A 25,862-nucleotide genomic window follows, 5' to 3' on the forward strand; every position below is an offset into this window, starting at 1 on the left:
TGAAGAGAGCCCGAGCGGGCGAAAGGAATGGAGAAATATATGGGACGTCAGCGATTTACGCCGGAACAGATCATCGCGAAGCTGCGTGAGGTTGATGTGATTGTCGGGCGAGGCGGGACCACCGACGAGGCCTGTCGTCAGATCGGGATTGCCGAACAGACGCTATATAGGTGGCGTAAGGCGACAGCCGCTGCTTCATATTCGTTGATAATGTCGGTCTTCTTCGCCATGATAAGCTCGTACGCACTACGTTGTTCGACTGTCGCACGAGCTTAATCGCGCGGTCGATTCAGCTACCGTAGTAACGGCCTGTCATCAACAGCCAGCGCGTTCGTTTTTTGCCGTTTCTCTTTGACAATCCAGTTCTAAAGAAACGCTTGGAATCGGATGCGTCCTAACCGATCTGATGACAGACGAATTTCAAATTGAGATACTCATCGATCCCATATCGTGATCCTTCCCGCCCGAGACCGGATTCCTTCACCCCACCGAAAGGCGCGACCTCCGTCGAAATCAGGCCGGTGTTGAGCCCAACCATCCCATATTCAAGAGCCTCACTCACCTTCCAACTGCGCTCAAGGGATTGCGTGTATACATAAGCCGCCAAGCCGCTGTCCGTGGCATTCGCCAAATTGATCGCCTCATCCTCTGTCTGGAAACGGACGAGGCCGGCAAGGGGGCCAAAGGTTTCCTCCCGACATAGGAGAGCATCCGGCGAAACATCTACGAGAACGGTCGGCTCGAAGAAATGGCCTGCCCCGGGCACTCGTCGCCCTCCGGTCAATATCCTGGCACCATGTTTGACGCCGTCTTCGATATGGCTTTCGACCTTTGCAACGGCACGTTCATCGATCAATGGCCCCTGATCCGCGCCGGTCGAAAGACCCGGCCCGACGGCAAGCGCGCGAACACGTGCCGCCAGCTGCCGGGAAAAGGCTTCATAAACGCCGGATTGGACCAGAATGCGATTTGTGCAGACGCAGGTCTGACCTGAATTCCGGAACTTTGATGCTATTGCGCCTTCAACCGCATCGTCGAGTTTCGCATCATCAAAGACAATGAACGGCGCGTTTCCACCCAATTCGAGGGAAACCTTCTTCACGGTGCTCATACAACGGGCGGCGAGCATCTTGCCAACGCCTGTCGAACCAGTGAAGGTGAACTTGCGAACGCGCTTGTCAGCCGTCAGCACATCGCCGATCGGCGCGGGCTGACCGGTCACGATATTGAAAACTCCCGCCGGCACTCCGGCCTGGTCGGCCAGCCACGCCAAAGCGAGCGCTGAAAGCGGCGTCAATTCCGACGGCTTCAGCACCATGGTACAGCCGGCAGCCAGAGCTGGCGCTGCCTTTCGGGTGATCATGGCGAGCGGAAAATTCCAGGGTGTTACAGCGCCTACCACACCCACGGGTTCGCGTCGCACCAGGAGACGGTGGTCGGCCGCATGAGGTGCTAAGACATCTCCGTTCACACGCTTCGCCTCCTCCGCGAACCATTCGATGAACGATGCCGCATACACCACCTCGGCCTTGGCCTCGTGCAACGGTTTGCCTTGCTCGGCCGTCAGAAGGCGCGCCAGATCATCCGTATGGACGAGCACCAGATCATACCAGCGCCGCAAAATCGCGGCCCGCTGCTTGCCTGTAGCTTTTCGCCAATCGGTCAAGGCACGATAGGCCGCGTCGACGGCACCTTCGGCCTCGCGATACCCGAGATCCGGGACCGAGCCGACCAAGGAGCTGTCTGCCGGATTCAAGACGTCGATTCGCGCTTCGCCGTCGATCCATGCGCCATCGACAAAAGCTTGCGCCCGGAGCAGTTTTGGCTCCGCAAGGCTAAGATTCACGTTTGCTATTTCCCTGAAATCCAGTTTGGCATTCCCTAACAAATCCGGCCGATGGATGCCTTCGCGGTATGGACACTCTCATTTGATGAGAAGCCATCCATTCTGATAGCTGATGCATGTAAACGCCCGACGATACTCGCGGAATCTTGATTGCGCGAAACCAGATGAGAAGCGTTAGTCCGGCGTGATAGCGACCAGTTTCGAGACACGCACCGCGCTTCGAGGGCGTCGCGCACCGCTCATCAAGGCATCGTCTGCGATCGCATGGATGCTATAATAGATCAGCGTTGATAGCGCGTGGGGATCATCCACACACCATGCGCCCTCCAGCGTTCCTTGTGAAAGCAGATCGCTGATATAGCCCACAAGCCCGTCGTTCACGGCCACGGATCTGAGCGGCGTATCCCCACTGAAGAAGATCACATCCCGCAACTCGGGCGTGTCCAGATAACTTTCCACCGCCGTCTCGACCAGAAGATCGATCCGCGTGAAAAAATCGTCGGATTCGCAAAGACTGATCCTGCTTTTGACACGGTTCAATATCATGTTGCAGAAGTTGTCCCGAAGTGCCGCACGCAATTCGGTCTTACTTGAAAAATAATGGTAAAGTGTGCCCTTAGCGAGGCCAGTTTCAACGCAAACGTCATCCATCGTCGTCGCGTCATAGCCTCGCTCAACAAACAATCGCCTCGCCGCTTCCAGAATTTCGACGCGCCGAAGCTGAGCCTTCCTCGGACCGGGCGGGGCACCGGCCGGCCGGCGAACTGCGGCCGCGACCCTGCGTCGCCGGTCCCGAACGACCCGTTTCACCTGAACAGTCTAGCTGGCAAGCGGCTCACCCTCCCAAATCTCGGTACCAATTTGCGATTGGGCTTCCTTTGAATAACGAGGTCCCGAAACGGCGCCAAAAGCGAAAAGGGCGTCCACTTGGTCAAACACGACCTCGGAGATGGTCAACGACAGGGTATCCAGAATTTCATCGAGATGATCAATGTTCGTGGTCCCGGGGATCGGAACGACGAAGTCGCGCTTTGAAAGCAGCCAGGCGAGGCAGAGCTGCGCCGGAGTGCAATCTGCAGCCCGGGCCAACCCAGCCATCTGATCATAAAGCCCGAGGTTCCGCGTCAAATGAGGTTCCTGGAACCGCGGCATCGCGGCTCTCAGGTCGCCTTGCTGGAAACCTGCCGTACCCACACTTCCCGCCAACAAGCCGCGAGCCAGAGGCGAGAAGGCGATAAAGCCAATCCCGAGCTCCTCGCAGCAATCGAGTACGGCAAGTTCCACATTGCGCGTCCAGGGCGAATATTCGGTCTGGACAGCTGTCACCGGATGGATCGCATGTACCGCGCGGATCGTTTCTGCCGATACTTCCGACAAACCGATCGTGCGAATTTTTCCTGCCTCCACTGCCCGCGACAGGGCGCCGACCGACTCTTCCATCGGTACCTTCGGATCGAGGCGGTGAAGATAGTAGAGGTCGATGACATCGGTCCTCAATCGTATCAATGCTTCATCCAATGTCTGCGTGATCGCCGCCGCCGAACCGTCGAGACCGCGTTTTCCATTGATCTCGCCAAGCGCGCATTTGCTGGCAAGGACGAAATCCTTGCGGCGATGTCCCAAGGCACGCCCGATCAGCGTCTCATTTGCTCCGAACCCGTAGAGAGCAGCCGTATCGAAGAACGTGACGCCTCTATCCAACGCATGTAACAGTAGCCGTTCAGCTGCTTCAGCCTCGGGACGCGGCTGATACCCATGCGAAAGGTTCATGCAGCCAAGACCAATTGCTGACACGGAAAACGGGCCTAAAGCGCGCTTTGGAAGGGTCGCGGTCATACTATGCTCTTCCTGCCTGTGGTAGCGCGAAGGGATCAGCGGACAAGCTGCGCTTCCAGTTCGCCAAGCACGCGATAGCAATCGAATACGCCGGCGACTGAGGAATTGGGCTCGCGACCCTCGCGGATGGCCGCGACGAACTCACGATCCTGTAACTCGATGCCGTTCATCGACACATCCACCTGGGAAACGTCGATCGGCTCCTCCTTGCCGTTCACCAGGTCGTCGTAGCGCGCGATGTAGGTGCCGTTATCGCAGATATACCGGAAATAAGTGCCGAGCGGTCCGTCATTATTGAACGACAGCGAAAGGGTGCAGATAGCGCCGGTTTCGCTCTTCAATTGGATCGACATATCCATCGCGATCCCAAGTTCCGCATGGATTGGCCCCTGCAGCGCATGTGCCTCGACGATCTTTCCGGCCTGATAGGCGAAAAGGTCCACCGTATGCGCGGCATGATGCCACAGCAGATGGTCCGTCCAGCTACGCGGCTCACCCTTCGCGTTGATGTTCTTGCGGCGAAAAAAATAGGTCTGGACGTCCATCTGCTGGACGTTCAGTTCTCCGGCCCGGATCTTGTTGTGCACATATTGGTGCGACGGATTGAACCGACGGGTGTGGCCCACCATGCAGACCAGACCCGTTTCCTTCTGCTTGGCCAGGACCGCTTGCGCGTCTGCCCAGCTGTCCGCCAGCGGAATCTCTACCTCGACATGCTTGCCTGCCTCCATGCAGGCAATAGCTTGCTTAGCGTGCATCTGCGTAGGCGTGCATAGAATGACCGCATCGACGTCGTCGCGGGCAAGCGTTTCATCGAGTTCTGTAGTGACGTGGCCGACACCGTATTTCTCGGCTATCGCCCGGGTCGGCTCCAGCTCGCGGCCGACCAGCGAAGTGACGGTCACGCCATCGATGTTCTTGAGGCCATCCAGGTGCTTCTCGCCAAAGGCGCCCGCACCAGCCAGTGCAATCCGCATATGTGACATTTCCTTATGTTGGGTTGCTTCGCGAAGCAGCCAGTTGCAGTTCAGCGAGCCCCTGCTCGAGGTCATCAAAGGCCTTGCGTATGCGTCGAGTAGACGCCTGAAAATCAGTCGCTCTCTCGTCTAGCGCCACCGCCGGCCAGCGAGCTTGATGCTCAGCCAGCGCGGCGCGCAAGACCGACAGGTTTTTGCGAAACCGCGACCAGGCAGCCGAAGCACTCGCGTGCGCTTGCCAGTCATTCGTAGAATTGCTGACAAAGCCCAGCTTGCGCGACAATTCGAGCCTCAAACGAACCACTTCCTTCCGCCAGTCAGGCGGTTGGTCCTGGACAACCGAGGCGATCGATTGTTGCGTCTCACGCAGTTCGATCACTCTGGCCTTGAGGTCTTCGAAGTCCACTAGACCTCCGATGACGAACTCTCAGCCGGCCTCAATATGAGATGTCCGACCGCGGTATTGGACGCCGGGACGTGATAGTGCCGATGCAATGGCTTGACCATGCGGCCCAGCGCCCCGCGCATGATGAGCCACATCACCATTTCGATGCCTTCGGAGCCCGTCTCGCGCAGATATTCGATATGGGGAATGGTACGAAGCGTCTCCCCGTCATTTGTGCTCATCAAATCGAGGAAGCGGTTGTCCCATTCCGCATTGATCAGGCCCGCTCGAGGCCCCTGCAACTGGTGGCTCATACCACCCGTACCCCAGACCTGCACGTTGAGATCTTCGGGGAAGCTCGCCACTGCCCGCGCGATCGCCTCGCCCAATTGCCAGCACCGGTTGCCCGATGGCGGCGGATATGTGACCACATTCACGGCAATCGGAATGACCTTTACCGGCCAGGCCTCGGGCTGACCGAACATGAGACTGAGCGGAACGGTCAAGCCGTGGTCGACGTCCATCTCGTTGATGATGGTCATGTCGAACTCGTCCAGGATCAGGCTTTGCGCAATGTGCCAAGCAAGGTCTGCATGCCCGATCACCTCCGGCACCGGCCGCGGTCCCCAGCCTTCATCACAAATACCGTAGCGATCGGCGCAGCCGATCGCGAAAGTGGGGATTATCCGCATGTCGAAAGCCGACGCATGGTCATTGTAGACAATGATGACTACGTCGGGCTTTTCTTCGGCGATCCATTGCTTCGACCAGTCATAGCCGGCAAATACCGGCGCCCAATAAGGCTCGCCCGTCTTGCCGTTGTCGATCGTGGCGCCGATCGCGGGAATATGGCTTGTCGCGACGCCGGCGGAAATGCGGGCCATCACCTTTTCTCCCGAATCGAGCGGACGCCTTCAGGCGAGCGGCCGCCGGCAATCATCATCGCCTGATAGTCCTGGGGGCTCATGCCGGTCATCGTGCCGACGGCCTGTAGGAAGCTGAGCCCATCCGTCGAGAAGACCTTGGCCAGAAAATAGATATTGCCGCCGAGATCGAGGCAGCGATTATAGTCCCGATCCAGAACGGCCTGCTTCTGATCCTCGGTCATCGGCCATTCATCGATATAGGCACGCTCATCGGCTTTCCAGCGCTCACGGTTTTCGGCTTTCATCAGGCTCATCGCGAACTGGTTCATCCAATAGCCCTGCCGGGCACGTTTTGCCGTATAGACCCGCGTGCCGGGGATATCGTCGAACTCGGCCAAATAGGCGTGAATATCCCTTGTTCGACCAGTCACCGCCCATCCTCCCAGGTATAAGACAAAGGGGCTTCCCGAAAGGCGAACCTGTCGAGATGGCTCTCGATTACCCCCCGCAGGGTTTCAGCCTCTTCCGCGCCTGATGTGCGCAGGACGATACGGATACCCTCCGGATCGCTGGTAAAGCTCGCTGAAGCCACGTCAGAAAAGGGGACTAGGCCTTCTCCATCGGCATAGGACGTCTCGAACCGGTGGCTCCAATGCTTGATGAGCTGCTGGACATATTTGTCACCGGAAGCAGTCGAAACGAAGGCTTTCGAAACGAAGCTCACAGCCCTCTCTCCTTCAATCGGGAATCGAGCCGCGGAAAAACCCGGCGGGCGTTCCCTTCGAAGATCGCATGACGCTCCGCGTCGCTGATCACGAGCGCGTCCACATAACGCTTGGTATCGTCGAAATAATGGCCGGTGGTAGGATCGATGCCGCGCACCGCACCGACCATTTCCGAACCGAACAGGATATTCTTGTTGTCGATCACATCGGCCAACAGGTCGACGCCTGGCTGGTGATAGACGCAGGTGTCGAAGAAGATGTTGTTCATCAGATGCGCATCGAGGGCCGGCTTCTTCAGCATGTCGGCCAGGCCCCGGTAACGCCCCCAATGATAGGGGACGGCACCGCCGCCATGCGGGATGATGAAGCGCAAGGTGGGGAAATCCTTGAACAGATCTCCCTCGAGCAACTGCATGAAGGCGATCGTGTCGGCCGCGATGTAGTATCCGCCCGTGGCATGCATCGCGGGATTGCAGCTGCCCGACACGTGGATCATCGCCGGAACGTCCAGCTCCACCATCTTCTCGTAAAAGGGATACCAGTAACGGTCTGTCAGCGGCGGATGCTGGAAATGGCCGCCGCCCGGGTCGGGGTTCAGATTGCACCCGATAAATCCCATATCGACGCAGCGTTCCAGTTCCGCGATGCTGTTCACCATGTCGGCTGCGGGCGATTGCGGCAGCATGCACACGCCAACGAAAGTTTCCGGATAAAGGCCGACCACGCGCGAGATCAGGTCGTTGCAGCGGATCGCCCATTCCTTCGCGACACCGGCATCACCGACATGCGGGGCCATCGCAGACGCCCGGGGAGAGAAGATCGTGAGGTCGGCGCCACGCTCTTTGATCAGGCGAAGCTGGTTGGATTCGATGGTGTCACGGATTTCATCGTCGGAAATCTCCGGATAGGCCGGCGCAGGCACGCCCGCTTTGAAAGCCGCCTTCTGCTCCTCTCGCCAGGCATCGTGCCCCTTGGGCAGCACGGTATAATGACCATGGCAGTCGATAATCAGACTCATGCGGCGTCAACCCTCCCCACTAGTTTGGATTCCAGATCGGTGATTTTCTCGATTTTCGCGGAAAGCCCTTCCGGCGGAGGTGTGACCCCCAATCGACCCAGACGGCGATGCAGCGCGACAGCCTCGCGAGTCATCCCGCTTGCTGCCCCCAACCCTTCGAGCGTGAGCGCAACTTCTTCCATCTCGGCGGCGCGGCGCAGGCCATGAACCATCATCCGGTCGAGATTATAGTCCGCCTTGGCATCCCATTCGGGGCCGAGCGAGCCGAGCACTTCAGCCGTGACCCCTGCCCTTTCCGCCGCGAGCACGCATTCTGCGGTGAGGGCTTCGATACCTTTCACCATCACCGAACGGATCATCTTGATCGCCGAGGCCTGACCGACCTTGTCGCCCACTACCCGGATATTCGTGAAACCGTACCCATCCGGTGAAGGCCGCAGTGGCCGTGGCTAGGTCGCCTTTGGTTTGATGATGCGCTTTGCTGCGGCGTTGCGTCTGACAGCGATACGAGCGAGCCCCGCTTCGATCGGCAAGATGTCGAGTTCGTCCGGGTCGTAGCCGTCGAGCCAGTCGTTGATTTCGATATGCTGCTCGTGCGTGGGATCAGACCTGATCTCCAGCATCTCGTAGAAGCCGGAGATCCCGCCGCAATCCTCGGGTGGACACTCGCGCTCGCCGCCGATGAAGCGGGGATAGGCGAGAGCCGGATCTCCCTGCCGAACGTCGCTCAAGGTGAGCGTGTGCTGCCAGTCGTCACCAAAGTCGTAGGAATACGCGATCGTGGTCGCGCCGGGAGCGAGTACGTCGCGCAGGCGGATGCGCGCGGCAATCTTGCGCGGAGCGGTTCCCCAGTCGTCTTCCATCGGCAGGCCATAAGTCTGGTCGTCAATGCGCATCTCCCAGAGATGGTAATCGAACCATCCCATCGCGGCCTGCACGATGTCGTGCAGGACCTTGAGAGTGACCGAGGTCGGCACTTCGACCAGGCGCCAGATTGGCGGATCGCTGTCCTCAAGCTCGATGCGCAGCCTTGCGATCTGCAGGAAACTGTCGGTGGCTGTGGGCCTGTCTGTCGATCGGGCGGTCATGCCACCTGCGATAGCACTCCGGGCCGGACTTGCCAGTTCCAGGGGAGCAGTTCGTCGATCCGGTTGACGGGATGCTCGGCAATGCGCGCGAGGACATCGGCCAGCCAGGCCTGCGGATCGACATCGTTGAGCCGGGCGGTCTGGATCAGCGTATAGAGCACGGCGGCGCGCTGTCCGCCGCGATCGGAGCCGCAGAACAGCCATGCCTTGCGCCCGAGGGCGCAGCGCAGCGCCCGCTCGGCTGCGTTGTTCGTGAGGCAGATCCGGCCATCTTCGAGGAAGCGGGTGAAGGCCCCCCAGCGTCGGAGCATGTAGTTGATGGCCTTGGCCAGATCGTGGCTGCGCGAGAGCTTCGCGAGCTGGGCGGTGAGCCAGGCGTGCAGATCCGCCATCTGCGGTGCGCTGAGGTCCTGCCGGACGGCGAGGCGCTCTTCGGTGGCCTTGCCGCTGATGCCACGCTCGATCTCGAACAGGGCATCGAGGCGCTGCACAGCTTCCAACGCGATCGGATAGATCATGCCGGTACGCTCGCCGCGGCTCTTCCTGCGTGCGGCGGCCTCGACGTCGGCGAGTTCGAAGAACTTGCGCCGTGCATGCGCAAAGCAACCCGCCTCGGTCACGGGTGCGGGCTGACGGCCGGGCGCGTAGAGCTCGTTGTAGCCGCCATAGGCATCAGCCTGCAGAATCCCGCCCGGGACGCCAGATGCGCCCGAGGATGCTCGCCGCGCCGGTCGCGGGAATAGTGGAACAGGGCTGCGGGCGGATCGCTGCCGGCAAAGGACCGGTCATCGCGGACGTAAACCCACAGGCGCGCGGTATCGGTCTTGCCCTTGGCGAGACCGGCACGGTTGTATCGTCGCCATGCAGCCGCCGGGCCGCAAGCACGTGCGCCTCGATCCGTCGATAGAGCGGCATCAGGGCGAAGGCCGCCGCGCCCACCTGGTCGGCCAGCGTCGAGGTGCTGAGCGCCACGCCTTCGCGCGCGAAGCGCTCGGCACGGCGGTTGAGGGGCTGATGCTGGCCATACTTCTCGAACAGCAGCATGGCGAGGAAACTGGGGCCGGCCCATCCGCGCGGCACGACATGGAACGGCGCTGGAGGCTGCGTGATCGCCTCGCAATCCCGGCACGAGAACTTCTCGCGTACCGTTTGGATCACCTTCCACTGGCGCGGGATCACTTCGAGCGTCTCGGTCACGTCTTCGCCCAGCTTCGACAGGCGCACGCCGCCGCAGGACCGGCATGAACACGGTGCGGGAATGACAACGCGCTCGCGCGGGAGGTGTGCGGGGAGCGGCTTACGGCTCGGCCGCTTGCGCGCGAAGGCGGCAACGTCGGCTGTCCTGGCGGCGGCAACTTCGGCGGCTAGGTCATCCTCGCAGGCATCGGCCTCGAGGTCTTCCAACTGAAGCTCAAGCTGGTCGAGAAGTCGACGGCTGCGCTCGGCACTGGCGCCATATTGCTCGCGGCGCAGCGGCGATCTGCAGCGAGGTGGGCGATCATCGCCTCGGTCGCGCTCTCGCGGGCCCTGGCATTGGCGAGGCGCGCCTCGGCCTCGTCGGCGCGTTCAAGCGCGGCGGACAGCAGCGCCTTGAGCGCTTCGACGTCGTCCGGAAGGGGCGATGCGGCCGTGTCCATGACGAGCATGGAATCACAGATCGGCGCAGCATTGAAGCCGAAAATGCGCCGGAAGGCGAAGAAAGTGGCTGGTCTATCCGGCGCTCTGCGGGCGCCAGGAATACTGCGGGTTACGCCAGTCGATCCCTTCCAGCAGGCAGGACAATTGCGCGTTGGTCAGCGAGACGATCCCGTCCTTCGCCGAGGGCCACACGAAGCGTCCCTTCTCGAGCCGCTTGGAATAGAGCGACATGCCTATCCCGTCGTGCCAGATGATCTTGATCAGCGATCCCGTCCGTCCGCGAAACACGAACAGGTCGCCCCCATGCGGATCGCGCTTCAGGCCCTGCTGGACCTGCAAGGCCAGCCCTTGCATCCCTTTGCGCATGTCCGTGTGCCCCATGGCGATCCACACCCGCGCGCCCGCTGGGATCACCGCAGCGCCTTCAAGGTCGCGGTGACCAGTGCAGCGGGAGCTTCGGCCGAAATGCGAACGCGCCGACCTTCGCCCAGTTCGACGGTGATCACGCCGCAGCGATCACAGCCGTCCACCTTCTCGTCCTTAGTGAGGACCGCCTGGGCAAAGGCTGCCTCCACCATCGGAAGGGATGCCCCTTTGGCTTGTTCGCGTCGCAGATTGCGCCGCCAGGTGTAGATCAGGCTGGTCGATACGTCCCGCCGCCGGGCTACGTCCGCGACACATGCGCCCGGCGCGAAGGCCTCGGCCAGGATCTTGAAGCGCTCCTCGTCCCGCCACCGACGCCGCCGCTCCGGCCCCGTCATCACCGTAATCTGCCCCATGCTGCGCTCCTAAGCTCGCTCATACGAGCGCTCTTAAGACCGGTCGTTCACTCACCGGACAAGGCGGGGCTCACCGGATGGGTACGTGAAACCCAACCGCTCCAGTGCCGCCGCCGCGTCGCTCCCTCTGACGCCGCTCAGCAACAGCGGTACGGAGAGCTTGGCGGGATTGACCGGCGCCATGACCGCCACGTCCACATACCACCCGCCGGCAGCTTCAATCGTTTGTGCGGCGATGCGCTTGGTTTCAGGCGCCACGCTGTTCATGTCACAGAACATCGCAGCAGGAGCGACCAGCGAGGCGGCGGCGCGCGCGGCCACGACGGCTTGATCTGCCGTCACCAGCGAAAGCACCAGCGGCGAGCGGCTCACCGCATCGGCAAGCGTGTCGCTTCCCGCAACGCCAGCTGCCAGATACTCACGACGCTTGCGGTCGGCGCTGGCCGGATCATCGGTCAAAACGTCGAAGACACGCGCCGAAGTCGACCAGGACCCTGCTTCCGCAAAGCTGCGGCCCGCTTCTCCGAAACCAATCAAAGCGACAGCAATCTGATCCATTTGCCGAGATTAGCGGCAACCGTCCACGCACCGCCAATCGGATTGGCACCTAATGCATTAGAAATTACGAAGTGTGTTCGTCGCGCAGCACTGCGGCCTGTTCCTCGATAACCTCGATCAGAGCAGCCTGTGCCGGCGTAGGCCGCCAATCCGATCGGACGGTCAAACCGATGGTGCGCGACATCGGACGCACCGGGCCTGCAATTCTCACGAGCCACCCCGCCTCCAGTTCCACACTGACCTGATCGGGCGACAGCAGAGTGAGGAAATCGCTTTCGACAAGAATTTGCCGGACGATCATGACTGAGCCGCATTCCATCGGCACGCGTGGTGGCGTAACGCCGACCTCCTCGAACATCGACTGCCAATGCGCCCTTAACGGCGTACCAGCCGCGGCCACGATCCATGGATACCGCGCGAGCGCCGCAATCGTCGGGGGCCGGCGGGCCTGCGCCAGCGGGTGGTGCGCGCCGGCAAGAATGATGAGCGGATCGTCGAAAAGTTCTCTCTGTGCCATATCTGCCGATATATTTGTCCTCGCCGCACCGACCATCATATCGATATCGCCGTCACGCAGCGGCCCCGTCAGCTCGGCATAGGAGCCCTCCATGATGACGATATCGATATCCGGCTTCGCGCGATGAAACGCTGCGACGGCGCTCGGTAACAGGCGCGCACGCGAAAGCGGCATCGCTCCGATCGTGATGCGCCCTCTTTCGTGGCCTCGCAATGCGGCCAGCTCAATATCCGCCGATCGAAGCTCGGCAAGCGCGAGCCGGAAATTGCGCGCCATCGCCAAGCCGCGCGCCGTCAGGACAACACCCTTGCCGCGCCGCCTCACAAGATCCTGTCCCAAAGCGAGCGAAAGGTCGCTCACCGCCCGATGCAGCGATGCTTCGCTCAGACCCATGGCCGTCGCAGCATTTGCATAACTTCCCGCTCGCGATAAGCCGAGAAAAGCGGAAACCTGCGCCGCCGTCGCGCGCGTTTGCCCCAGAAGCCGAATGATCGCGGTAGCGCGCGGCGCCAGGATTCGTGCCTCATCCGTGGGGATCATGCGGCGCGGCTGCCGTTCGAAAAGCGGCACCCCGAACCGCAACTCCAGCTTGGCGATTCCCTGCGTCACTGCAGGCTGGGTAAGGTGAACCTCACGCGCGGCTGCCGTCACGCTTCCACTTTCCATGATCGCCAGAAAGGCGCGCAGATGCCGCAGATTCACGTCCAGCCGTTCCATGCTGCACGATTAGCAAATTCTTATTCATCGGGCAAAGAACGGATTTGCTGCAAGGACGGAACGGCGCGCATTCTCCCAGTTATCGTTGCCAAGGAGAGCGTTGTGTCGGGTTTAGTCGTCCAATCTATCGAGCGAGCGGAAGCGCCGGTAATCGACGCCCTCGCCTCTTGCGGCGTTGCGACGGTCCATGAAGCGCAAGGCCGCACAGGGCTGCTCGCCTCCCGCATGCGCCCGATCTATGCAGGCGCCCGTATCGCGGGCTCGGCGGTCACCATCTCCGCGCCTCCCGGGGACAACTGGATGGTGCATGTCGCCATCGAGCAGCTGCAGCCCGGCGACATTCTCGTGCTCGCCCCCACCTCGCCTTGCGAAGACGGCTATTTCGGAGACCTTCTCGCCACCTCGGCGATGGCACGGGGTTGCCGGGGGCTGGTAATCGATGCGGGGGTACGTGACGTGCGCGATCTGACGGCCATGGGCTTTCCTGTCTGGTCGAAGGCCATCTTCGCACAGGGTACGGTGAAGGCGACGCTGGGATCGGTCAATGTCCCCGTCGTTTGCGCAGACGCCGTGATCCGTCCCGGTGACGTGATCATTGCAGATGACGATGGGGTCTGTGTGGTCGAGCGCGAACGCGCCGCCGACGTGTTGGCAAAGGCCCAGGCACGCGAAGCCAATGAGGAAACGAAGCGTCAACGGCTCGCTGCCGGGGAACTCGGCCTCGACATTTACGATATGCGTGGCCGCCTCGCCGAAATGGGCCTGAAATATGTCTGACCCCACCCGCGTCATGTGGATGCGTGGCGGCACATCCAAAGGGGGCTATTTCCTCAAAGATGACCTCCCTGCCGATATCGCGGCACGCGACGCCTTCCTGCTCCGCGCGATGGGATCGCCCGATCCCCGCCAGATCGACGGGATGGGCGGGTCGGATCCCTTGACAAGCAAGGTGGCCGTGATCTCGAAATCCGAGCGTCCCGGCATCGATGTCGACTATCTGTTTCTTCAGGTATTCGTCGACAAGCCTATCGTTACCGATGCACAAAATTGCGGCAATATCCTGGCCGGCGTCGGTCCGTTCGCGATCGAACGCGGATTGGTGCCGGCACAGGACAGCGAGACGCGTGTCACCATCTACATGATGAACACCGGCCAGATTGCCGTGGCGACAATCGAAACACCGTCAGGGCGCGTGCGCTATGACGGGGCGGCAAGGATCGACGGCGTACCGGGCACGGCGGCTCCGATCCCGCTAGAGTTCCGCGAAACGGCAGGCTCATCCTGCGGCGCGCTGCTGCCTACCGGAAATGCCTGTGACATCGTGAACGGCGTGCCGGTCACGTTGATCGACAACGGCATGCCCTGCGTCGTGATGAAGGCCGAAGACGTCGGTGCGGCCGGCTACGAGAGTCGTGACGAGCTGGACGGCGCCAGCGATCTCAAGGCACGGATCGAGGCGATCCGCCTTGCCGTCGGCGAACGAATGAACCTCGGCGACGTGCGCGAGAAATCCGTACCCAAGATGATGCTGGTTGCACCACCGCGCGACGGAGGCGCCGTCACGGTACGCAGCTTCATCCCCCACCGCGCACATGCCTCGATCGGTGTTCTCGGCGCGGTCAGCGTCGCCACCGCCTGCTTGATCGAGGGATCGCCCGCCGCGCAGGTCGCGTCAATCCCAGGCGGTGCCCGCAAGACCCTGTCGGTGGAGCATCCTACCGGCGAGATGAGCTGCGTCATGGAGACGGATGCAGACGGCCAGGTCACCAGCGCCGCCATCTTGCGTACCGCGCGCAAGCTTATGGATGGAGAGATTTTCGCATGAGTCGTATCGTAAGCTGGCACGCCGATCCCTCACGCCCGCGGTTTGTACCACCCGCCGGCGCGGTCGATGCGCACTGCCATGTCTTCGGACCGATGGCGCAGTTCCCCTTCAGCGCGAAGGCCAAATATCTTCCCGAAGATGCCGGGCCGGACATGTTGTTCGCGTTGCGCGACAGGCTCGGTTTCTCCCGCAACGTCATCGTGCAGGCCAGTTGCCACGGCACGGACAACAGTGCGACGCTGGATGCAATCGCAAAATCCGATGGACGCGCGCGCGGGGTAGCGGTTGTCGATCCAGCCATCAGCGATGCCGAACTTGAAAACCTGCACCAAGGCGGCATTCGCGGCGTGCGGTTCAACTTCCTGAAACGGTTGGTCGACGATGCGCCCAAGGACAAATTCCTTGAGGTCGCCCGTCGCATCCAGGGCCTCGGCTGGCATGTCGTCGTCTATTTCGAGGCGGATATCCTGGAAGAACTCCGTTCGTTCCTCGACGCCATCCCTACGCTGATCGTCGTCGACCATATGGGGCGGCCCGATGTCACGCAAGGACCGGATGGACCGGATATGCGTGTCTTCCGGGCACTCCTCGACAGCCGCGACGATATCTGGACCAAGGTGACCTGTCCCGACCGCCTCGATGGCAGCGGCCCGCCATGGGATGCTTTCGCACAGGCCGTGCGCCCCCTTGTCGAAGACTATCCGGATCGCGTCCTGTGGGGCACCGACTGGCCGCACCCGAACATGCAAGATGCAATTTCGGACGATGGCGCGCTGGTCGATATGATCCCCCGCATCGCACCGACGCCTGAGTTGCAACATCGCCTGCTCGTGGACAACCCGGCCAGACTCTACTGGCATGATTAAAGCATGGATGCTGTCACCGTCGAAACGGGGGCATGCGCTTCATTGGCATGGAGATCGATAGCCGCCAACCAGTCTGAACCAGGCTGCGGCGGTTCCGCAGTTGAGTTCACGCAGACGGAGGGCGGGCATAGAGGGGGATACCTTATGACCGTCACGACATCGAAAGCCGAAAGCGCAGGCTGGGGCTCAATCTTTCTTGTCTATTGTTACGGTCTGCTTGCCATAGCGTCCGCCGGCAAGATGGCGCCGATCGCAGCGGATATGGGCAAGGCGCTCGGCTCTTCTCCGCAGGAGATCGGCTGGATTATCGGTCTCCTGTTCATTGCTCCCACACTCGGCTCAACCCTGGGCGGGTCAGCAGTCGATAGGTACGGTGCTCGGCCCATGCTCGCTGGCGCATGTGTGCTCATCGTGATCGCAAACGCCATTTGCTACATAAGCGACAGCTTGGGCCTGATCGAAGCGGCACGTCTGATCGAAGGTATCGGCTTTGTAGCGATCACCGCTGCCGCTCCTTCGCTCCTCATCATGACTACATCGGGAAAACGGCAAACCGGGGCCATGGCGCTCTGGTCGACCTATTTCGCCGCAGGCATAAGCGCCGGTCTGCTCCTTGCCGCTCCATTCTCCGCAACCGAACACTGGCGTCTGCCATTCGTCATTCATGGTGCGGCGGCAGCCGGCCTTGCCCTTTCCGTCGGCTTGCTCCCGGTGCCTGGACAGACGTCCCGCGGAACCGCTGGCAACGACGACGCCTTGCGGGCGGTGATCGGAGAATCGGGCGTACTCCGGTTGGCGGCCGCATTCGCGATACTCACCATCGCTGGTTTTGGCGTCAATATCGTCATGCCTCAATACATGGCCAAGACTCTTGGTGTTTCCGTATCCATGGGATCTGCTGCCGTAGCGATCTCGAATATCGCCAGTATCTGCGGAGGGATATTGACCGGCTTTCTTCTCTCCCGCGGTCACTCGTTCAAGCTCGTTGCCGCAACCATATCCGTCTTAGCCTGTATGGCGAGCATCTCTCTTTTCCTGCCTCAATCGAGCGTAACCTTAACGATTGTGAGCTTGATGGTCTGGGGTTTCGCCACGCCTGGTACGATGGTGGCGGTGGTCATGATCATGATTCCACGCGTTCTCAAGAACACCGCTATTGTTGGCCTGGCTAACGGTGTTGTCGTCCAGAGCGGCTCTGCCGCCGCGTTCTTCGTACCCGCAATTTACTTCTCTTTACTGGCCAATGGTATCTGGTGGTACTTTGCCCTTCTCGGCCTGGCCTGCGTCATCTTTGCTTTGATAACACTCCTTACCATCCAGCCGACGGGCGGCATGATCGACGATGGTGCAAATATCCACTAACGCCATCTGAACACATGAACCGCCAGTCGCGGAAATGGTGGGGAGGATTGGAGATGGCTGTGCGGGAATGGGACGGGAGTATGATCGGAAAGGGTAGCGCACCCCTATACGAACCTATCCAACCGCTGGGCGCATGACGTGCTCTCCGGCAATTACTAAAGACGAATGCACATGTGCGTGCGACCGATAGTGCTGGCCGCCGGCCGTTCGAGCCGGATGGGCTTCGACAAGCTCCGGACCAATCTGGGCGGACGGCCAGTGCTGGCGCATATCGTCGATACAATCGAACAGGCGGGTTTACCGCCGCCTCATATCGTAACGGACGCGGATGCCGCTGAACTCAGGGATATCCTTGGGAAGCGCGAACTATGCCAGACCCGAGCTTCCGACGCCCGTCGGGGAATGGCCCATTCATTGATCGCTGGGATCTCCGCGCTGCCGCAAGATACGCGTGCTGCGATCATTTGTCTGGGCGACATGCCATTTGTCCCGGCAAGCCTCTTGCAAAGGATGGCTCAGCAAGCGACCCCATCGACGATTTTGGTTCCTATAAGCGATGGGCGAAGGGGGAATCCGATCACATGGGGTTCTGATTTTTTCCCCGCGCTGCTGAATCTCTCAGGTGATACTGGCGCACGCTCACTTCTCGAAAAATATCGCGCGTCTGTCGTTCCCATCCATATTGACGATCCCGGTATTCACTTTGACCTGGACACACCGGCAGCGTTGGCGGCCGCACAAAGTCAATGGAATCAGAGGCACGATGGTTTAACCAGACTACCGACCAAGCTTAGCGATCAATCACCGGATCGATGAGAATGGCCCGGAAATCGTTGACGTTCGTGCATGTGGGTCCTGTTACGACGAGATCGTCCAGCGCAGCGAAGAAGCTATAGGAATCGTTGCGGCGCAAATAGGCCGCAGCATCCAGTTTCTTCCCGGCAGCGCGCGTCAAGGTCGACGCGAACGCAACAGCTCCCGCATTGTCGCCGGCGCCATCCAGGCCATCGGTATCGACTGCCAGCGCCGCAATCCCTTCCTGCCCCGCTGTCGCCAGCACAAAGCCCAGAAGATATTCGCTGTTCCTGCCTCCTCTGCCTCGGCCGGAGACGGTCACGCTCGTCTCTCCGCCGGACAGAATGCATGCCCTACGCCCCGCTCGAAGCGTTTCGAGCGCCAGCTTTGCATGCGCGGAACCCAATTCACGCGCCTCCCCCTCCAGGTCATCCCCCAGAATGATCGGCTTGTAGCCGACGCTTTCGGCGCACCGGGCTGCTGCAATGAGAATATCGCCCGGCTTGACGATCAGGAACGCACTATCACCTGCCCGTCTTGATCGATCGTCAGGTGAGGGATTATCCAAACCCTTCCGCAGGTGCCGGTTGATGGATTCCGGAACATCTATGCCATATCGCTCGAGAATCGGTGTCGCCGCAACGGCTTCCGCCGCATTGGCAATCGTCGGACCAGACCCGATCTTGCGAATGTCGTCTCCCGGTATGTCTGAGACGGCAAGAGTGAGCAGGCGCGCCTTACCTACCGCATGCGCCAGTCGGCCGCCCTTCACCGTGGAAATCTGCTTGCGCACCGCATTGATTTCGGAAATTGTTGCCCCGCTTTTCAGCAAGGCCTTGTTCAGTCCTTGCTTATCTTCAAGGCTGACGCCTTCGGGCAAGCCGACAAGAAGCGCCGAAGCCCCGCCAGACATCAGCGCGATGACGAGATCATCGTGAGAAAGATCTTTGACCAACTCCATCATGCGGTCCGCAGCCACCACGCTGTTCCCGTCGGGAACCGGGTGACCAGCCTCCAAAATCTGAATTGGACCGGAATAGGAAGGCGATTGATGGCCGTAAGGCACAACGACGGCGCCGGAAAGCGGGGCCGGCCAAAGTCTGGCAAGCTCATTCGCCATCGCTGCCGCGGCCTTGCCCCCTCCGATGACGACGGTTCGACCGAGAGGAACTGAGGGGAGAAAGCGCTCAAGCTTGCCTTCGACGCCGGCAGCGTTCAATGCTGTCGACAGGAGAGCATCAAGCTGTACCCTTTGCCTCGCCTCGAGATCAACGAGCGCGCTCATTTCGAGACACCTACGCCATTTTCGACCGGCCGGCCGGCAAAGAAAGCGGCGATATCGCGCGCCAAGCTTAAGCCCATACCTTCCCTTGCGCGTCTCGTCGCACTTCCGAGATGCGGCAGGAGGAAGGTGTTAGGTGCCTCTACAAGATCGCGGCGAATATCGGGCTCGCCGACAAAAACGTCGAGCCCGGCGCCGCCGAGCTTGCCGGATTGCAACGCCGCAATCAGGGCTGTTTCATCGATCAACCCTCCCCGTGCCGTGTTGATCACGATCGCACCAGATTTCATCGAAGCTATGCGCTCTGCATTGAGCCAGTTTTGCGTCTCCTCGGTCAATGGCAAATGCAAAGATAGAAAATCGCTGCCAGCCAGGACTTCCTCCATCGATGAACAAATGATCGTCCCGGGAGGGGGTGGATCACCCGCGGACGATGAACGGACCGAGGTCAGTATGTTCATGCCAAACCCTGCCGCTCGGCGAGCGACCGCGCGGCCGATCCGGCCAAAACCGAGAATACCCAAGGTCGAGCCGTGAATATCCGTACCGACGAGCTGGTTCGGTTCCCAACCGGTCCACATCCCCGACCGCAACAAAGCCTCCGCTTCGCTTGCGCGCCTGGCCGCTCCGAGGAGGAGGAGCCAGGCTATGTCCGCCGTGGCTTCGGTGAGCACGTCGGGCGTGTTCACCAATGCTATTCTCCGAGCTTGCAGCGCCCTGAGATCGATATGGTCGATACCCACGGAGTAAGTCGCTACAAGCCGGATGGAAGGGGGTAACCGATCGATAAAATCCGCGGTCACCTTGTTCATCAAGGTGCAGATGAGAGCGTCAAAACCGTTGCAATTCTCAAGAACGCGCTCAGGAGCGGACTCACCGGGAAGGATCGAAAGATCGGCGAAAGATTGAATTTCCCCGACAACCCTGGCGGGCATTGCATATGTCGCCAGGACCCTCGGACGAGCCTGCAGCGAACCAACCTCTTGCGACAAGGAAATCCCCCCAACTACTGTGGAATGGCAGCGTAATGCCAACGGCTTGACCACCGGCTAAAGACCGGAAGGAATTGTCCGCCGCATGCCTAATTCTTGCTCTTCACAACATACTTCGATATAGAACCGTTTACAAGAAGGTTGGCCTTTCGCTCGATCGTTTTCAGCCGCGAAATGGAGACGGAAACCGGAAAAAGAAGCAACTGCTCGCTTCGATCGGTGGACCAGCATTCCAGAGCGCGGCGATGCGATCGCCATGGCGTTCAAAAGAGTGTAATCGAGTGGATCAGGCGGATGCCAATGCTGTTTTATCGATCGGACAAGATGGGGTTTTCATAGAAAAGTGGGGAATTCCATCCGCCGAGTTTGCCCCAGCTTCAGCGGCGGGCGCGATCACATCGTTGCGCACCGTTCGTACCCATGCTCTTCATAGCTCCCCCATCACCGGTCCAAGCGGCCGAGCATATCATAGGGGGCTCCTGCGATGGCGGCGTTGGGCTGCGTCAAGCAGAGGGCTTTGGAGGGACCGATACAAGCAGCCATCGGCTGTCAAAGGACCAAGAAGTATAGCGCGTGAATCCTTGGCACGGGGAGGGGCGCATGCAGCTTGAGGGCAATGATTGGCCTACCTTCGGTTGGATTTCCGATATCCGCCCGTGCCTTGAGAGCGCCCGCCGGCAGCATCGCAATGTCGTCCTGGGAACGATCACACGCCTCGTCGGCTCTTCGCCGCGTCCAGCAGGAACACAGATGGTGTTCGATCAGGATCGGGCCGGCGGCTATTTTTCCGGAGGATGCCTGGAAGCGGATGTGGCCAACCATGCCGCTGAAGTGCTCCGCGATCGCACTCCCAAGACACTGCTTTACGGACAGGGAAGCCCCTGGATCGACATCAGGCTTCTTTGTGGCGGAACCATAGAAATCCTCCTCGAATCCATCGATTCCGAGGAACCCGCGGTCGCCGAATTGCTGCGCCTTGAGGTAGCTCGAATACCCGCTCTGTGGCGTAGTGACGGCTATGCCCGCACAGTCGAACCAGCTCCCCCCGATTGCCCCACCTGGGCCGCGGATGGGACGAAATATAGCCTTCGCTACGACCCCAAAAGTCGCCTAGTCGTTGTCGGCGGAGATCCGACCGCACTGGCTCTGGCAAAGTTGGCTTCCGATGCGGGTTTCGAAACCTATCTGATTCGCGGAAACGGACCTGGGACCACGCCTCCAATCGGCGGGTTGACCTATCTGAGAACCGCTCCTGCGGCCACGTTGCACGCGATGAGCCCGGATCCCTGGACCGCTGTGGTTTCGGTCACGCACGACGATGTCGTCGACGACGATGTCGTAACTTCGGCCCTGCGCTCCAGCGCCGGGTATATCGGTGTCCTCGGGGCCCGCTCAAGAATCGGATCGAGACGTGACCGATTGATAAAAGCGGGTTTCGGCGAACATGACCTAACCCGGATCCACGCGCCAATCGGTATCGCTGGTTGCGGGAAGACGCCTTGGGAAATCGCCGTTTCGATCGTTGCCGAGATCATGCAGTCGCGCAATCTGAGCGCGCGTGCACCGGAAAGCCAAATCAACCCGGCAGCCTGATGTTTCGGAACTGCCGGGAGGCAGAGGGTCAGCTTGCGCGCTCCATAGCGCATTATGCCGGCTCGCTTAGGACCCTTTGCCGATATATGCTATGGTCACGCCTTACGGCCCCGAGGCTTCAGCTTGATTGCACGAGGCTGTGGGGCGCAACGAGCACAAGACGCCTTCCATGAGGAAAGAAGTCTGGCGGGAGCAATCGATGAAAGACCATCGGAGCATATGGGAGACTCCCGGGGAGGAGCGACACGCGAACCTGAATTTCTGGCAGGACGCGGTGCTAGCCACATTTTGCCGGGTCAACATTCATTCCCGGGCGCAAGATGATTTTCTCGGTCGGATCGAAAGGCATTCATTCGATGAATTCGACCTGCTCGACATAAAGGTTTCTCCCCATACTTTTGAGCGCACCCCAGAATATATCGTCGATGACAGCTGTAACGATATTCTGATTAACACGATCAAAAGCGGTTATCTCAAATTCTATCAATTTGGCCGTGAGGATATCGTTGGGCCAGGGGACATGTTCCTCAGCGATAGCGCTTCGCCATTCAGCTATCTCTTCAACGACCCCATTGCGGTCCAGACTTTCAGAATTCCACGTCGGTTCCTTACGAGCCAAATCCCCAATGTCGAGGATGTAAGCGCGCGCAAGATCGATGCCGAGGGCCACTGGTCCAAGGCACTGGCTGCCTATATCGGCGCCCTGCAGGCCTCCGGCCGGGACCATCTGAGCCTGCAGCCGGCCTCGCAGTTCGCCGAGCAGATCGTAAGCCTCGTTCGCCTCGCAATCGGTCCTTCGATTTCGGATATTTCGCATCACCAGGCAAAAACGCTCACACGGATCCGCCAGGCGATGCGCGAAAGATTGAACGAGGAAGGCTTGTCGCCCAGGGAGATCGCGAATGACGTGGGCATCTCGAGAAGTTACCTAAATCTCCTGCTTGCCAAAGCCGACACCTCGTTCCGGCGTGAGTTGGATGGCATGCGGATCGATCTGGCCATGCGGATGCTGGGGCCATATGGCCGTCGATTGAGCATCAAGGAAGTCGCCCTGCAATGTGGCTTTGCCAACGGCGCCCACTTCTCACGCAAGTTCCGAGCCGCCCGCGGCATGCCGCCAAGCGAATACCGACACTTTGCTCTTGCCGCCGAACCCGAAGATGCCTGACCTGATCGGCAGGACGCTGCCGTGATCCCGTCATCGAGGCGCTGGCGCATGACGAGCCATTGGCGCCGCGCCACCGCGACCATGCGCTGAACAGCGACTGGCACGACCACCGGGATTGCCATATTACGCCTGACGATGAAACCTTTCAGCTTGTGCGCTTGGGATCGCACGCGGAATTGGGATGGTGATGCCCGCGTATGGCGGGAGTCATCCAACTCCCGTTACAATTCCCTGCTTTCCCGAAGATGATAGTTTTAGGAATGGCGCAGGCAAATCGCTGATACTCTAATAACACTGACTGATCGGGGAGGCACAACATGACGACCGACCATTCCGCTGGCTGGGATGCCGTCGCTGAGCGGTTCATGGCTATCCGTTCGGAGATCGGTGTGACATTAGTCCGATCTTGGGCGCGGGACAGTCTGCCTTCATCAGCCGCTATACTCGATATAGGGTGCGGGTCCGGCGTGCCAATTGCCCAAGCATTGGTAGACGATGGCTTCTCTGTCTGGGGGATCGATGCGTCGCCTTCACTTATCTCGGCCTACCGGCGTCAGCTGCCTGACATGCCTGCCGCCTGTGAACCAGTGCAGAACAGTGACTTCTTTGGCCGCACCTTTGTCGGTGCCGTATCGATCGGCCTCGTCTTCCTGCTTCATGCGGCCGACCAGCGGAAGCTTCTCAGTAATGCGGCAAGCGTGTTGGAACCGGGCGGACGATTTCTGTTCAGCGCCCCGCGCGAGGTTTGCGAATGGAGTGATACACTGACCGGCCGCACATCAATGTCGCTAGGAGCGGACGCCTATGCGGCGCATCTCGCCATAGTAGGACTCAGTTTGGCACACTGCCATTCCGATGAGGGCGGGAACAACTACTACGAGGCGGTTAAACCCATTTAACGCGCCCCCAACGATCTCGAAGGCGGGCTCCGCTTTTCCCAAACCGGTTCACAATTGCCAATTCCCAAAATGTACCATCGAACATGGAGGAACGGGAAAACTCAAGACGCCGGCGAACACATCAATTCCGTCCCATGTCTGACCTACCCCGGCGGGATGGCGGAGATCGCACGACAAACGCTGCCGGATTGGCAAAATGCAAGACAACGCCGATCACCGGGTTTTCCGTCACCCCCTCGCGGTTCCCTGTTCCGCCTCGAACGTGCATTTGCCTCTGCGATGCCACAGAGCCAGCGCATTGGCGCGATCATCGTCCGGCAGATCGACCAGCCCGCCTTGAAGATATGATGAGAACATCTCTCCATATCTAACTTCTCGAGCCCTTAGGCACGTCCCGCAACTCCCAGCTATGAAAGGATTGCAGGCGCTCGCCATGCTTGCGAGAAGGGAAGTCTCACGGCAGCAAAGATTTAAGTGTGACGCGCTCGGGTCGTCAGACGAAGACACTCAGGTTGGGCGTGTGCAAGACGGTGTCAATAGGAATTGCCCGACGGCTCAGCAGCAGCGGCCTTTCCGCTCCCAGTGAAATCCTGTCGGATCGCCGTACGGCGATTGTATCGCATGGACGATCAGAGTTGCGCTGGCGGCAAAGCAGAAGGGCGCTATCGACCTCAAATATCGCCTCCTCATCCGTTGGATTGACGAGGACACTCCCGACAACACGCAGCGTCCGCGATGCCGGGCGTTCCGCCCAGGCCTCCCCACAATGGAAACGCGCGACGCGAAGCTTCAGCAACTCCTTGTTGTCGCAAATATGGTAACAGCCGCTCTTGGTTTCATCGACAAACTCGCGGCGTGAAAGGCGGATCGGGACCTCATATGTTATCTGGTCACCGAGCATGTCGAGCCACTCATCGTAACGGCGTTCATCCAGCAGCTTCGCCTCCAGCGAAAGAAACCGTGAAGCGAGATGAGACATTTCCATCGTCGACCCAACCGACCTTTCCATGAGCATAGTTTTCATGTCGACCTCACCCGTTCCGCATCATTTTCAGCCACTGTTTCCAGAAGCCGGCCTGGAGATACTCACCATAATAGGTGTCGAAGAATTGCCCTGGTCCCTTCCAGTCCGGATTCGGTTCGGGACGCTTCTGTTGATAGTTGAGTTCTGCGCCCACTTTGCGGTTCCACGGACTCTGTGCGGCTTTGGACGCGCCTTCCCAGATCGTCATATCGTCCTGCTCGAAGATGCCGCCGGCGCCGAAGGTATATTGACCGGATAGGTAAGCCTTGCGCTGATATTCCTCCGGCATGAAGGCAAAGTTGAACTGCCAGTGCCAGACTTCCATTACGCCGGGTGCGATCGGGCTCCACACCCGGATGTCAGTATTCGGTATCGGAAACTCTCCCGGCCCCGGTGGTTCGGGCATCCGCAAATAGCTGAAGTTAGGAAAGATCGTCCCGACAGAAGGAGGAACAGTCACGAGCAGCTCTCTTTGCGTCTCATCCAAGGCGCTAAGGTCGAACTGGCTGGCGAGTTCCTCGGGAAAACCCCAATATTTGAAAGGAGGACCAAACCATTCGGGTAGCCGGTAACCGAGAAACTCATGACCGTTTTCAAAGAGGAAGCCGTGCGCATATTGGCCGCCCTCGCGCACGTCGCCAGGCAGATAGCCCGTCAATGTTACGGAGTGATGCGCCGTGCCGATATGGTAGGTGTCACCCACGAAATTTTCGGCACCGCTCTTCCAGTCGGCGTGCAGGATGAAGCGCTCCGGGGGAGCAAGGGCTTTGACGCCGTCGGGATGAAGGCCAAAGATCGCATCGAACATCCAGGCGGCACCGCCTAGATAGTCTCTCAGGCTCTCGGCCTCTTCCGACAGACAAGCAAATATGAATCCGTGGATGCTGTCCACCTTGGGCGCACGCCGCAGGCCCCATTCAGAAGCATTGAGCCGGCCTCCATAGGCAGCTTGCATTTCCGGAGCGCCGACGAAGCTGCCGTCGTTCTTGAAAACCCACCCATGATAGGGGCATTTGAAATGGGAGGCGTTGCCGTAGTCTTCCTGGCACACATGGCTGCCGCGATGCGGGCAATGGACTGCCCGCGATGATTGGTCCGGTTGCATA

At 60.0% G+C, this 25,862-nt stretch carries 27 protein-coding genes and 3 pseudogenes; 10 read left to right on the forward strand and 20 right to left on the reverse strand.

What is annotated here, in order from left to right; translation table 11 throughout:
• Nucleotides 1-39: 39 nt before the first annotated feature.
• A pseudogene (locus HT578_RS22565) lies at nucleotides 40-180 on the forward strand (transposase); the annotation flags it as partial.
• 214 nt (nucleotides 181-394) lie between these two features.
• Here HT578_RS22565 and HT578_RS09000 read toward each other — a convergent pair.
• From HT578_RS09000 to HT578_RS09075, 16 genes and pseudogenes are all read right to left on the reverse strand, one after another.
• Nucleotides 395-1,846 carry an NAD-dependent succinate-semialdehyde dehydrogenase gene (locus tag HT578_RS09000; protein ID WP_017184799.1) on the reverse strand — a complete coding sequence of 484 codons (1,452 nt, stop codon included), beginning with the start codon at nucleotides 1,844-1,846 and terminating at the stop codon, nucleotides 395-397.
• A 174-nt stretch (nucleotides 1,847-2,020) separates the two neighbouring features.
• On the reverse strand, nucleotides 2,021-2,656 hold the full coding sequence (locus HT578_RS09005; protein ID WP_081095131.1) for a TetR/AcrR family transcriptional regulator: 636 nt from the start codon (nucleotides 2,654-2,656) through the stop codon (nucleotides 2,021-2,023).
• 9 nt (nucleotides 2,657-2,665) lie between these two features.
• Nucleotides 2,666-3,682, reverse strand: coding sequence for an aldo/keto reductase (locus HT578_RS09010; RefSeq protein ID WP_026002705.1), 1,017 nt, complete (start codon nucleotides 3,680-3,682; stop codon nucleotides 2,666-2,668).
• Nucleotides 3,683-3,717: 35 nt separating this feature from the next.
• A complete protein-coding gene (locus HT578_RS09015) occupies nucleotides 3,718-4,659 on the reverse strand; it encodes a Gfo/Idh/MocA family oxidoreductase (RefSeq protein WP_017184802.1) in 942 nt (313 codons plus the stop codon).
• 13 nt (nucleotides 4,660-4,672) lie between these two features.
• Nucleotides 4,673-5,065 (reverse strand): hypothetical protein, encoded by a 393-nt coding sequence (locus HT578_RS09020; RefSeq protein ID WP_017184803.1) that lies wholly within the window; start codon nucleotides 5,063-5,065, stop codon nucleotides 4,673-4,675.
• The gene (locus HT578_RS09025) at nucleotides 5,065-5,928 is read right to left on the reverse strand and encodes a class III extradiol dioxygenase subunit beta (protein WP_017184804.1); all 864 of its coding nucleotides are present in this window, start codon (nucleotides 5,926-5,928) and stop codon (nucleotides 5,065-5,067) included. The genes HT578_RS09020 and HT578_RS09025 overlap by 1 nt, the downstream gene beginning before the upstream one ends.
• Nucleotides 5,928-6,341 carry a protocatechuate 4,5-dioxygenase subunit alpha gene (gene ligA / locus HT578_RS09030; RefSeq protein WP_026002706.1) on the reverse strand — a complete coding sequence of 138 codons (414 nt, stop codon included), beginning with the start codon at nucleotides 6,339-6,341 and terminating at the stop codon, nucleotides 5,928-5,930. Before ligA ends, HT578_RS09025 begins: the two co-directional genes overlap by 1 nt.
• On the reverse strand, nucleotides 6,338-6,634 hold the full coding sequence (locus HT578_RS09035; RefSeq protein ID WP_017184806.1) for a DUF2218 domain-containing protein: 297 nt from the start codon (nucleotides 6,632-6,634) through the stop codon (nucleotides 6,338-6,340). Before HT578_RS09035 ends, ligA begins: the two co-directional genes overlap by 4 nt.
• The gene (locus HT578_RS09040) at nucleotides 6,631-7,653 is read right to left on the reverse strand and encodes an amidohydrolase family protein (protein WP_017184807.1); all 1,023 of its coding nucleotides are present in this window, start codon (nucleotides 7,651-7,653) and stop codon (nucleotides 6,631-6,633) included. Before HT578_RS09040 ends, HT578_RS09035 begins: the two co-directional genes overlap by 4 nt.
• A pseudogene (locus HT578_RS09045) lies at nucleotides 7,650-8,069 on the reverse strand (DUF1932 domain-containing protein); the annotation flags it as partial. The pseudogene HT578_RS09045 and the gene HT578_RS09040, both read right to left, overlap by 4 nt.
• A 33-nt stretch (nucleotides 8,070-8,102) precedes the next feature.
• Nucleotides 8,103-8,741: a plasmid pRiA4b ORF-3 family protein gene (locus HT578_RS09050; RefSeq protein WP_039396108.1), complete on the reverse strand. Its 639-nt coding sequence runs from the start codon at nucleotides 8,739-8,741 to the stop codon at nucleotides 8,103-8,105.
• Nucleotides 8,738-10,378 (reverse strand): annotated as a pseudogene (gene tnpC / locus HT578_RS09055) (IS66 family transposase). Before tnpC ends, HT578_RS09050 begins: the two are co-directional and overlap by 4 nt.
• A gap of 73 nt (nucleotides 10,379-10,451) precedes the next feature.
• On the reverse strand, nucleotides 10,452-10,793 hold the full coding sequence (tnpB, locus tag HT578_RS09060; protein ID WP_079731921.1) for an IS66 family insertion sequence element accessory protein TnpB: 342 nt from the start codon (nucleotides 10,791-10,793) through the stop codon (nucleotides 10,452-10,454).
• Nucleotides 10,790-11,158: an IS66-like element accessory protein TnpA gene (gene tnpA / locus HT578_RS09065; protein WP_039396105.1), complete on the reverse strand. Its 369-nt coding sequence runs from the start codon at nucleotides 11,156-11,158 to the stop codon at nucleotides 10,790-10,792. The genes tnpB and tnpA overlap by 4 nt, the downstream gene beginning before the upstream one ends.
• A 51-nt stretch (nucleotides 11,159-11,209) precedes the next feature.
• Complete coding sequence (locus tag HT578_RS09070) at nucleotides 11,210-11,716, reverse strand: NAD(P)-binding domain-containing protein (protein WP_213503714.1); 507 nt, start codon at nucleotides 11,714-11,716, stop codon at nucleotides 11,210-11,212.
• Nucleotides 11,717-11,780: 64 nt separating this feature from the next.
• Nucleotides 11,781-12,950 (reverse strand): LysR substrate-binding domain-containing protein, encoded by a 1,170-nt coding sequence (locus tag HT578_RS09075; RefSeq protein WP_017184809.1) that lies wholly within the window; start codon nucleotides 12,948-12,950, stop codon nucleotides 11,781-11,783.
• Between the two features lie 102 nt (nucleotides 12,951-13,052).
• On the opposite strand from HT578_RS09075, the gene ligK reads away from it, so the two are divergent.
• From ligK to HT578_RS09100, 5 genes are all read left to right on the forward strand, one after another.
• The gene (gene ligK, locus HT578_RS09080; RefSeq protein ID WP_026002707.1) at nucleotides 13,053-13,727 is read left to right on the forward strand and encodes a 4-carboxy-4-hydroxy-2-oxoadipate aldolase/oxaloacetate decarboxylase; all 675 of its coding nucleotides are present in this window, start codon (nucleotides 13,053-13,055) and stop codon (nucleotides 13,725-13,727) included.
• Nucleotides 13,720-14,775 carry a 4-oxalomesaconate tautomerase gene (locus HT578_RS09085; protein WP_026002708.1) on the forward strand — a complete coding sequence of 352 codons (1,056 nt, stop codon included), beginning with the start codon at nucleotides 13,720-13,722 and terminating at the stop codon, nucleotides 14,773-14,775. The genes ligK and HT578_RS09085 overlap by 8 nt, the downstream gene beginning before the upstream one ends.
• Nucleotides 14,772-15,641: an amidohydrolase family protein gene (locus HT578_RS09090; RefSeq protein WP_026002709.1), complete on the forward strand. Its 870-nt coding sequence runs from the start codon at nucleotides 14,772-14,774 to the stop codon at nucleotides 15,639-15,641. The genes HT578_RS09085 and HT578_RS09090 overlap by 4 nt, the downstream gene beginning before the upstream one ends.
• 144 nt (nucleotides 15,642-15,785) lie before the next feature.
• The gene (locus tag HT578_RS09095; RefSeq protein WP_017184813.1) at nucleotides 15,786-17,003 is read left to right on the forward strand and encodes an MFS transporter; all 1,218 of its coding nucleotides are present in this window, start codon (nucleotides 15,786-15,788) and stop codon (nucleotides 17,001-17,003) included.
• A gap of 171 nt (nucleotides 17,004-17,174) precedes the next feature.
• Complete coding sequence (locus tag HT578_RS09100) at nucleotides 17,175-17,819, forward strand: nucleotidyltransferase family protein (RefSeq protein WP_165418735.1); 645 nt, start codon at nucleotides 17,175-17,177, stop codon at nucleotides 17,817-17,819.
• Here HT578_RS09100 and HT578_RS09105 read toward each other — a convergent pair.
• Nucleotides 17,794-19,083, reverse strand: coding sequence for a glycerate kinase type-2 family protein (locus HT578_RS09105; protein ID WP_026002710.1), 1,290 nt, complete (start codon nucleotides 19,081-19,083; stop codon nucleotides 17,794-17,796). The genes HT578_RS09100 and HT578_RS09105 overlap by 26 nt on opposite strands.
• Nucleotides 19,080-20,015, reverse strand: coding sequence for a 2-hydroxyacid dehydrogenase (locus tag HT578_RS09110; protein ID WP_129927481.1), 936 nt, complete (start codon nucleotides 20,013-20,015; stop codon nucleotides 19,080-19,082). The genes HT578_RS09105 and HT578_RS09110 overlap by 4 nt, the downstream gene beginning before the upstream one ends.
• Nucleotides 20,016-20,672: 657 nt before the next feature.
• Here HT578_RS09110 and HT578_RS09115 point away from each other — a divergent pair.
• The 4 genes from HT578_RS09115 (at nucleotide 20,673) to HT578_RS09130 (ending at nucleotide 23,732) form a co-directional block, all read left to right on the forward strand.
• Entirely contained in the window at nucleotides 20,673-21,665 is a 993-nt protein-coding gene (locus tag HT578_RS09115) for an XdhC family protein (RefSeq protein ID WP_017184816.1), read from the forward strand.
• Nucleotides 21,666-21,834: 169 nt separating this feature from the next.
• Nucleotides 21,835-22,833 (forward strand): helix-turn-helix domain-containing protein, encoded by a 999-nt coding sequence (locus tag HT578_RS09120; RefSeq protein WP_095687518.1) that lies wholly within the window; start codon nucleotides 21,835-21,837, stop codon nucleotides 22,831-22,833.
• A gap of 32 nt (nucleotides 22,834-22,865) precedes the next feature.
• Complete coding sequence (locus HT578_RS09125) at nucleotides 22,866-23,021, forward strand: type II toxin-antitoxin system YafQ family toxin (RefSeq protein WP_081490969.1); 156 nt, start codon at nucleotides 22,866-22,868, stop codon at nucleotides 23,019-23,021.
• A 129-nt stretch (nucleotides 23,022-23,150) separates the two neighbouring features.
• Complete coding sequence (locus tag HT578_RS09130; protein WP_017184819.1) at nucleotides 23,151-23,732, forward strand: class I SAM-dependent methyltransferase; 582 nt, start codon at nucleotides 23,151-23,153, stop codon at nucleotides 23,730-23,732.
• Between the two features lie 493 nt (nucleotides 23,733-24,225).
• On the opposite strand, the gene HT578_RS09135 is transcribed toward HT578_RS09130, so the two are convergent.
• Both HT578_RS09135 and HT578_RS09140 read right to left on the reverse strand, forming a co-directional pair.
• On the reverse strand, nucleotides 24,226-24,756 hold the full coding sequence (locus tag HT578_RS09135) for an aromatic-ring-hydroxylating dioxygenase subunit beta (RefSeq protein ID WP_239026569.1): 531 nt from the start codon (nucleotides 24,754-24,756) through the stop codon (nucleotides 24,226-24,228).
• Nucleotides 24,757-24,763: 7 nt separating this feature from the next.
• Complete coding sequence (locus HT578_RS09140) at nucleotides 24,764-25,861, reverse strand: aromatic ring-hydroxylating oxygenase subunit alpha (RefSeq protein WP_017184822.1); 1,098 nt, start codon at nucleotides 25,859-25,861, stop codon at nucleotides 24,764-24,766.
• Nucleotide 25,862: the final 1 nt, after the last annotated feature.

This window comes from Novosphingobium decolorationis (assembly GCF_018417475.1).
GTDB classification, from domain to species: Bacteria; Pseudomonadota; Alphaproteobacteria; order Sphingomonadales; family Sphingomonadaceae; genus Novosphingobium; species Novosphingobium decolorationis.